Here is an 8,569-nt window from a genome sequence, read left to right on the forward strand (position 1 = left end):
TAAATGTAAACACTTTTGTGTCAAAAACAATATATTAACACATTTATGTCACTATACATTATAGATGGGTTTTAGGTATAAGAAGAGCGGTTTTCTTTATACAAGTAACTCTTCGCGAAATACAAGTTATCTATACCTAAATCTCTATAAGTATTATTATTGATAGGGTTATCTATATTGTATATATAGAGTATAGATAACCCTATTATATGTATTGTACTTTGTATAAACTCAGAATTTTTAGTATAAACTATACTATCCTATTAATTAGGAATATGCTATACTTAATTAATGATATTCTTATAAGCCAATAGCTGAGAATTTAAGGAGGATGATAATTATGGAAGATAGCGTAAAAGGAACTGTGATTTCTGTTATTAAACTAGGGGGACTCAAAGTTATTAATCAGGTACAATTTCCACATCTAATAACAGTTCAATACAATGTGAATGAAACTACTTATAAAAAAAGAAAGTATATCAGTGCAAGCAATATTTGTCCTCAACAAGGTGATTTGGTAGTTGTATTGTATAAGAAAGAAAAACCTTCTAAGTGCAGAATTACGCTATAAAAGATATCTTGACAAATGGTTATTTTTGTCAACAATATCAGATACTGTTGACAATAGAAAACCCTACCTATAAAACAAATTGTTCCATAGCAGAACAGGAAACCTTATAGGTGGGGTTTGGGTATAGGAGGAGTGATTTACTTATATAATTAACTATTCGCGAAACACAAGTTTTACGAAATTTTTACTATATAAGTAACTGAAATACCTTATAGGCACTCTTTTTATATTTTTTATGTATTATATACTTTCCTTTTGTACTCTCTACATTCTTAATTTTTAATGTAATAAAATTTTAGAACATATTTTTCAATCCCCTAGGATCCTTATGTTAATTATAAGTTTCTACCAAAGATTTCTGTATATACTGATACCATAGCATTCTTAATTGTTCACCAGCACCATATTTCATTTTATAGCTTTTGCCATCTATCAATAGATAAGGATTACAAAGACTTAATTGTATTTTATTACCATCTTTCATATTTAACGTAAAATGTATCATACTTACTTCATATTTATTAGGCCTTTCTTCCTCTTGAATAATAATCCTTTTTAGAAGTCTTGATAGCACTTTTATATGTTCACTTTCTTCAATACGCACACTTACATCACTAAAATCTGTATTTAATAAAATATCTCCTATTTCATCTGCTACGAGATGCTCAAAGGGCTTATTACCATAATTATTACTTATCATAAATATAATAATGATACTTATAATAATTACCATGTATCCTATATTCTTTTTCATAGTTTTCTCTATTCCTTTCTCTATCTTTTCACAGTATGGTTATTCGAGTATTCAAATTCCTTGAGCAATCCTATTATAATAATATTCTTTTTTATTCTTTCTTTGTTCTATATATTCTTATATTTATCATATTCATTATATTTTTACAATAAAATTTACAGAAATATTCAACTTTCATTACAAAAATAACTAAATAAATTATATGCCTTCTACATAAACTAAATTAAAAAAATAAGTAGATTAAATAACTTAAAAGCCCCCTATTAAATAGAGGAGCTTTTTAAGTTATTTAATCTTTCAATTTCTCTCATAGGGGCATCGAGTGCCTCTCCCGTTGTGATACCATGATCTTCTTGTAAGACCATCATGTATTGTTCCCATATTTTTATTGCTTTTTCATACTCCCCTCGTTCTTCATATAAAGGTGCTAGGGAACATAATCCATCTACCAATCTAGGTTTTTCTTGCATATCAAAGCACTGATGGTAATCCTTCATGGCTTCTTCTACTCTATCTAATTTTAAGAAACGGTCTGCACGACATGCGTATACTTGCCATATATGGGTAAAGCGTTTAACTGTCTCATTCCATATTTCAACTGCTTCTTCTCTATGTCCTAAGCCTAATTGTATATCTCCTTCAAAAATATAGAATACATAACGATCTTCTACTTTCCTAGCCTGCTTAATCACTCGCTCTGCTTCCTTAAATCTAGAATCAGCAATAAGCTGGTTAATGAGTATAATATACCCTGTTATATATGTTGGGTTCTGTATAATGAAGTTCTGATAAAACTTTATGAGTTCTGAATGATTATCAATATAACCATCTCCTGTAATACCTTGGCTAGCTTCTATCAGTCTTACATGTAAAGAGCGATTAGTTGGCTCATAAAGTAATGCCTCTTTAGCATAGGTTTTAGCTAATTCATGATCTGATTTTGCCCTATGGTTATAAAGTTTAGACAATAAACAAAGTGCCTCTATATTTTGTGAATCTTGCATAAGCAATTCATTTAGGAACTTCTTTGCATAGGCAAACCCTTCATCTGAAATAATACGCTCATTCAGTAACATGTTATCTATACGTTTAAAATGCTCCTCATCTGATAATTTGAAGAAATCATCTATTGTCACACCAAAAAATATAGAAAGCTGTGGAAGTAATGCAATATCTGGTGTATTAGCATCTGTTTCCCATTTAGAGACTGCTTGGTAAGAAATCCCTAAATAATTGGCAAGTTCTTCTTGTGTAATGCCTTTTTGCAATCGTAGGCTTTTAATACATTTACCTATTTCTAATTTCATGCCTGCTTCTCCTATCTTACCACTATTTAATACTTGAATAATTCGGCCGCCTCATTACAACTTTATTTTAAGGTATATACTTTCATTAAACAATAAAGCATTTCTAGAGTCTACTCAAGCGTAAGTTGAGTCAAATAGGAGTTGTCTCTACCATGTAGTAGGCTTCGTTAAATGTTTTGGTAATTGAGTTGCTTTATTTCCTCTTGCGGCATTAACCTGCATTTGTGTTAGAAAAATGCTCTCACTTAAATCTGTATTTTGAATGTTAGTATCTCGTAGATCTGCTCCTAAAAAGTTAGTGCCTTTTAAGCTACACCCTTCTAAATTAGCCATAATCAAAAAGGACATGCTGAAATCTTTCCCATCAAGATTTGCCCTTTTAAAGTTTTTCCCCATATAATCTACTTTTTTAGGCTGACTAGTATTTATGCTTTTTAAGATAGTATTAACGCTTTTTCTATAACTCTCTATATCTAGCATCAGAATTTCATTAGGGGATAATGTTGTCATATGCTCATTCTTCCTTATGAGTGTGCGTATGTCTTCTTGCATCTTTTGATTATTACTCATCCTATAAGTCTCCAGCAAATACCATAGCATCTGATGTAATTGTGTAACAATATGAAAAACCTTGAACATCTGCTCTCGGCAATGAGGGCTCTTTCTCCAGTCTTCCCCTTTGTAAATTATTTGTGTAACTTTTTGACCTGCTCCAAAGCAATCATAGGAAAGACAGCCTTTTAATTTTCTTTCTATAAGCTCATGATGGCTGTGACAACGAAAGTCTGACAATAAATTTTTACATGGTGTACCCGCTACTTTATCGTAAGGAAAGCCATCTGTTTTAGTGCAGTATAATGCAATGCAACATAGCCCACAACACTTTTGGCAATCTATAGTTAAGGCATTGTATAATTTTCCCATTTAAGTTTCTCCTATAAGGATTTATTGCTCAAATCCTTTTTATTAATATAATTACATATTATCATGCAATTTTATAAATCTATATACTAGTATAAAGTAAGGTTCATCTTTTGCTACTTTACTATTCTTTTGGATCATACTTTCTAATTGACGTTAATAAAATTTTTTATAATTTTATGACGCATTTGCTATACTTATCCGTATATATATAAGTGTAAGGACGTGAAACGAATCCTAGGCCAGTTTCATATCCTACATCTTGTAAGTTGTTGAGTAAACAGTTAGTCCCCCCTTCTAACTTCTAGCTCATTCACTTACATGAACTTTGCAGCAAGCGTCGTGGCAGCTCTTGTTGCAAGGGGCATCACCTATATATAAGTGCTCAAAGCTTTACCAGTTTCAAATGAATAAGATTAGGCTCATCTATCCTAAGTCTTAGCGTCCTACGTGCTACCCCAATAGTCTTAAGGTGATACATGCAGTGGCATCCCTTTCCCCTATAGCCTCTTGGTCATACCCACCTAGTACCTACAGCCTTATATAAGAAATGTCTCACCTATTCATTCTACTCTTGTAAAACCTTAAGTTACTTAAGTTTTGCCACAAAAAGCCCGCATAAAACCATTAAATTTAAGGGGGATGGTTTTATGCTAGCTTATATTGTAAAAATCCTCGTAGTTCTTTTACTACGAGGATTTTTCTATCTATTTTTTGATATATTGCTCATAAACAGCTATTATAGAATTAATAGAAACAATTAGATAAAAGGCTGCAATAGAAAAGCCACTTCCTGTTTCAAGCATCTGATAAGTCCATAAAATCGTTCCACAAACACCTGACATTAAAGTAATCATATAGGCATTTTTATAGCAGAATGCGAGCAATAAACAAGCACTCACACTAAATACAAAGAATACACTATCAACTAGTACATTGGTACTATTAGAGAGTTGAAGCACAAAATACATCACAATGCCTAGGGCAATCATTGCAAACCCTAACATACTATTTTGCCTAAAAGACATTTTCTTCATAATAGCTTCTGTACTTTCCTTCTTTTTTCTCCAACTTATAAAGCTATATAGGGCCATTGGTGCCTGTAAAAAGAGCATAAATATAAAAGTGGCATAAATCTGTCCATTATAAGCTAGTATTCCATTTGTAATGGCATAGACAAATCCAAATAAGAATCCTACTGGGTTATTCAAAGATACAAGGAAATTAAATACCACACCTATAATAGAAACACCTATGGCATACCAAGTATCACTTGAAAAAATACCGGATAGTAAAATAATAATGAATTGTATAAGGAGTATTAATCTATATTTTTTATTATTCATTATCTTCTATGCCTCTTATAGATTGCAAAGAACAAGCTTGAAATCTAGTGTATTTTCCTGCGGAATGTCTAACGGCTCGCCACAATAATTTCCCCATGCCAATTTTGGATAATAATCTCCAAGTGCTATTTGTAAGTGAGGTATTAATTTTTCATTTATCGTATCATATTCTACGAATGCTCCTAGATGACTATTTATTGGTGTTACACATAAGTTACTACCATCTACAAAATGAACAGTATAATCCTGAATATGATTACGTCTTGTTCTAAAATCATTGGTGATTCCCTTACTATTATCCTCAAATAGGAAATAATTTGCCATATCCTGTTCCCAGCACCATTCAGGTTTTACACCATACTCATCTTTAAGCATATCACTATTACACCTTCTTAAATAAGCAGTCCCTTCATTTCTTCCAATATGATGTTCAGGATAAGTGCAGTACAGTCCCTTACGATGCCATGAAATAGCCTCAACCTTATCAAGCAATCTATATCTTACGCCAAGCTGCTCCACTTGTTCTAGCTTTGTATCATCATCTAGGATACTTATAAAAGTATGTAGATCCACCCCGTCAAAAATCATTTTAATATAAGCCCCTAACAGGTTATCATATCTTTCACGTAGCGTCATAACAGCTAATCCATTTTCTATTTGGCATATAACCTCTTCCGTTTGCACTACTGCTACCTCTTGTTCATTCATATAGAGGTAAGGTCCAGTTACCACAGGGTCCATTTGCCCTGATTTACAGTAAGAAACCTTGCCTGTATGCTTATCAAAGTATAGAGAGGCAGAAGGTGTATTTATACTAACCTTGTCCCTATTTTCTACTATCTCAAAGGATTGTTTTAAACTTATTTCTGTTAAAGAATCTACTGATACTACTTGTGTTAAATGATAGGCATCAATTAAGAGATCGTTATAATAAAAGCTTACATTTATGCTATTGCCTTGAACATTAGCCCCTAATAGCTTAATAACACCATCTTGGTGAGGGGGAATATCTTCCTGAATAAAGCCATCATAAAGTAGATCTCCCTTTTCATCTGTACAAATCATCTTTACTTCTTTTAAGGAAGTATGATCAAACCAATTTCTTAAATAAAGTATAATATCCTTACCCAAAGTACTTCTATCTGCATCAAGGCGTATAGGTGAAAAGGCTTTTTTAGTTAAATAAGCTTCTGGTTTCTCTCGTTTATAAGCATCAAGTACAGCTCCCCATTCACCATATCCTGCAGCTTTACCTTTTGAATGATGCTGATGTGACTCACTTGTACCCTCTGGTATATAAAACACATCATCAATCCCTCCCCATATAGCACATCCAAGGGCACCATCTGTTTTAAATATATTTTCCCAACCTTTCTTAATACTTTCTCCCCAAGTCTCACGGCAGCTGTTATCACGTATCAAGTCTTCTAGGTTATAACAAGCTACATGTGCAAATTCATCATGTAATATAGGCATCTTATCATTCCCTAACAAACCTGTTACCGATGCATAGTGCTGACTATAAAGGTCATATGGCACCGGATTTGACTTAACTGTATAAGGATAGCTAAATATAACTGGTCTTGTTGGGTCTTCTATCTTAACATAGTCATACTCTGTTCTAAATGCATAAGTACGTTCAAAGCCTGACTCATTGGCTAAGGACCAGATGATAACAGATGGATGATTTCTGCTACTTTCTATCATTTCAGCAAAGCTATTTACAAAGTCTTGCGGTGGATTATAAATATCATAACCATTGTCTCCTTTAAAGCATGCTGAATTCTCTTGCTCTACATAAATGCCTAGCTCATCACATACATCTAATAAATACTGTGAGGCTGGATAATGAGAGGTTCTAATATGATTAATGTTATTTTTCTTATAAGCAAGGATTTCATTTCTTATATCTTCCTTAGTCAAAGATCTACCATATAAATGAGAAACATCATGTCTACATACACCACGTAATTTAATCTCATGTCCATTGATATAAACTTTATTGGCATCTGTATGACGCATGCCCCCATAACAAATTTGTCTAAACCCAACTTTATGATGATTCTCCTGAAGCATTACATGACCATCCCATAAGGATATTTTCACTTTATATAAATGTGGATGTTCCGCATCCCATAATTTTGCTCCCTCTACATCCATCTCAAGGCATACAGAATAAGTATTACATTCATACGGTTTATCTGAATCCTGGTCAATATAGCGTGCCTCAAACTTTCTATCATTCTCATAAGCTTCTTGATTTTCTGCTTTCCAATTTTCATCTGGGTGCATTATAAGTTGATCTTTTGGGAAAGTCCATGTATCTAAATAGCTTAAGTCAATAGAATGAATTTCACTTACCATAAGCTGATTATGCTCATCTAATAATTCAGCCTTTATTTGTATAGGCTCATTATTTGTATATAACTGTAAATCAATCTTTAAAACAGCATCGTTATACGCATCATCAAGAATAGTATCTATATGTGTTCTTGCAATGTAGTTTTTAGGCAGTGCATAAAGTGTAATATCGCGCAGGATGCCTCCAATATTATGATGTGCATAATAACTTGCCCAAGCAGAGTCACTAATCACCTGCCCATTTGGATTCCATACGCCAGGATGGTCTCCTTCTATATCTGCGACACCTACAATAAGCGTTACTTCTTCTTCCTGTGCAAGTGCTGTAATATCACAATCCCATGAAGTAAAGCCGCCTACATGTGTTTTGATATATTGATTATTGACCCATATACGTGCATTGGAATAGACGCCTTCAAATCTTAAGAAGACTCTATTTTGAGCATATTCTTTTGGAATAGTAATTTTTCGTCTATAGTAATACTCCACATTATTTTGAATATCATATCCCTGCATTATCAAAGAACTTGGTACAATAATCTCGTCCCATTTTATTTCATCAACTGTATTAAAATCATAATCTTGATTTTTAGCAAAAGGTGAAGGAATATCTTTGATTTCCTCAAATAAAAATTGCCATTCATTCTTTATACGATTGGTCAAACATAGGCTACTACATGAACTCCCCTCTAGCTGGGCTGGAATAGGCGGTAAAAGAGGCGTTTGCCATACTTTATTTATAAAATCTGCTTTTCTAATCATTTTATATCTCCTTTTATACTTTACCTTATTTCATCCTATATTGATTCCTAAAATCCTTTGGTGAAACACCTGTTTTCTTTTTAAAAATTAGACTAAAATATTGAAAGCTGTTATATCCCACATTCATGGCAATATCTGAAATAGATACTGACGTATTTTTTAATAAATCCTTAGCTCTTTCTATCCTAAGCATAGTCATATATTCAACGGCACTAAAACCAACCTGCTCCATAAAAAGTCTTCTTAAATATCGTGAACTTATTTTATAAGTCCTAGCTAACGCCTCTATATGAATATCTTGTTCATAGTGGTCATCCATATAAGATAGGACTGCTTCTAAGAGGTTATTTTCACACTTTTGTTTAATTAAACGCATTCTGTCTATATGCATGGATAAAAGAATAAAAAGCTTTTGTACCTCCATATTAAATCATAACCACCCGTCTAACGGGTGGTTTGCTCTAGCCCTATAAGGGCATGTTACTAGCAATGCCTTAAGGCATATTGAATAGTTCGCCAACTGCATATTTTTTTCAAGCAGCCTCTA

The 8,569-nt window shown here is 32.9% G+C and carries 7 protein-coding genes; 1 reads left to right on the top strand and 6 read right to left on the bottom strand.

Annotated features, from left to right (window positions below; translation table 11 throughout):
* Positions 1-340: 340 nt before the first annotated feature.
* Complete coding sequence (locus H8718_RS16720) at positions 341-571, top strand: sugar ABC transporter permease (RefSeq protein WP_249333948.1); 231 nt, start codon at positions 341-343, stop codon at positions 569-571.
* Positions 572-902: 331 nt separating this feature from the next.
* Here the strand turns inward: H8718_RS16720 and H8718_RS16725 are convergent, their stop codons facing one another.
* The 6 genes from H8718_RS16725 to H8718_RS16750 form a co-directional block, all read right to left on the bottom strand.
* Positions 903-1,325, bottom strand: a complete 423-nt coding sequence (locus H8718_RS16725; RefSeq protein WP_249333950.1) for a hypothetical protein — start codon at positions 1,323-1,325, stop codon at positions 903-905.
* A gap of 263 nt (positions 1,326-1,588) precedes the next feature.
* Complete coding sequence (locus H8718_RS16730; RefSeq protein WP_249333952.1) at positions 1,589-2,632, bottom strand: helix-turn-helix domain-containing protein; 1,044 nt, start codon at positions 2,630-2,632, stop codon at positions 1,589-1,591.
* 147 nt (positions 2,633-2,779) lie between these two features.
* The gene (locus tag H8718_RS16735; RefSeq protein ID WP_249333953.1) at positions 2,780-3,556 is read right to left on the bottom strand and encodes a pentapeptide repeat-containing protein; all 777 of its coding nucleotides are present in this window, start codon (positions 3,554-3,556) and stop codon (positions 2,780-2,782) included.
* A 704-nt stretch (positions 3,557-4,260) separates the two neighbouring features.
* Positions 4,261-4,899, bottom strand: coding sequence for a nicotinamide riboside transporter PnuC (pnuC, locus tag H8718_RS16740; RefSeq protein ID WP_177669932.1), 639 nt, complete (start codon positions 4,897-4,899; stop codon positions 4,261-4,263).
* A gap of 15 nt (positions 4,900-4,914) precedes the next feature.
* Entirely contained in the window at positions 4,915-8,022 is a 3,108-nt protein-coding gene (locus tag H8718_RS16745; protein ID WP_249333954.1) for a glycoside hydrolase family 2 protein, read from the bottom strand.
* A 25-nt stretch (positions 8,023-8,047) separates the two neighbouring features.
* Positions 8,048-8,446 carry a helix-turn-helix domain-containing protein gene (locus H8718_RS16750; RefSeq protein WP_249333955.1) on the bottom strand — a complete coding sequence of 133 codons (399 nt, stop codon included), beginning with the start codon at positions 8,444-8,446 and terminating at the stop codon, positions 8,048-8,050.
* Positions 8,447-8,569 lie beyond the last annotated feature (123 nt).

The organism is Zhenhengia yiwuensis, assembly GCF_014384995.1.
Lineage (GTDB): Bacteria > Bacillota > Clostridia > Lachnospirales > Cellulosilyticaceae > Zhenhengia > Zhenhengia yiwuensis.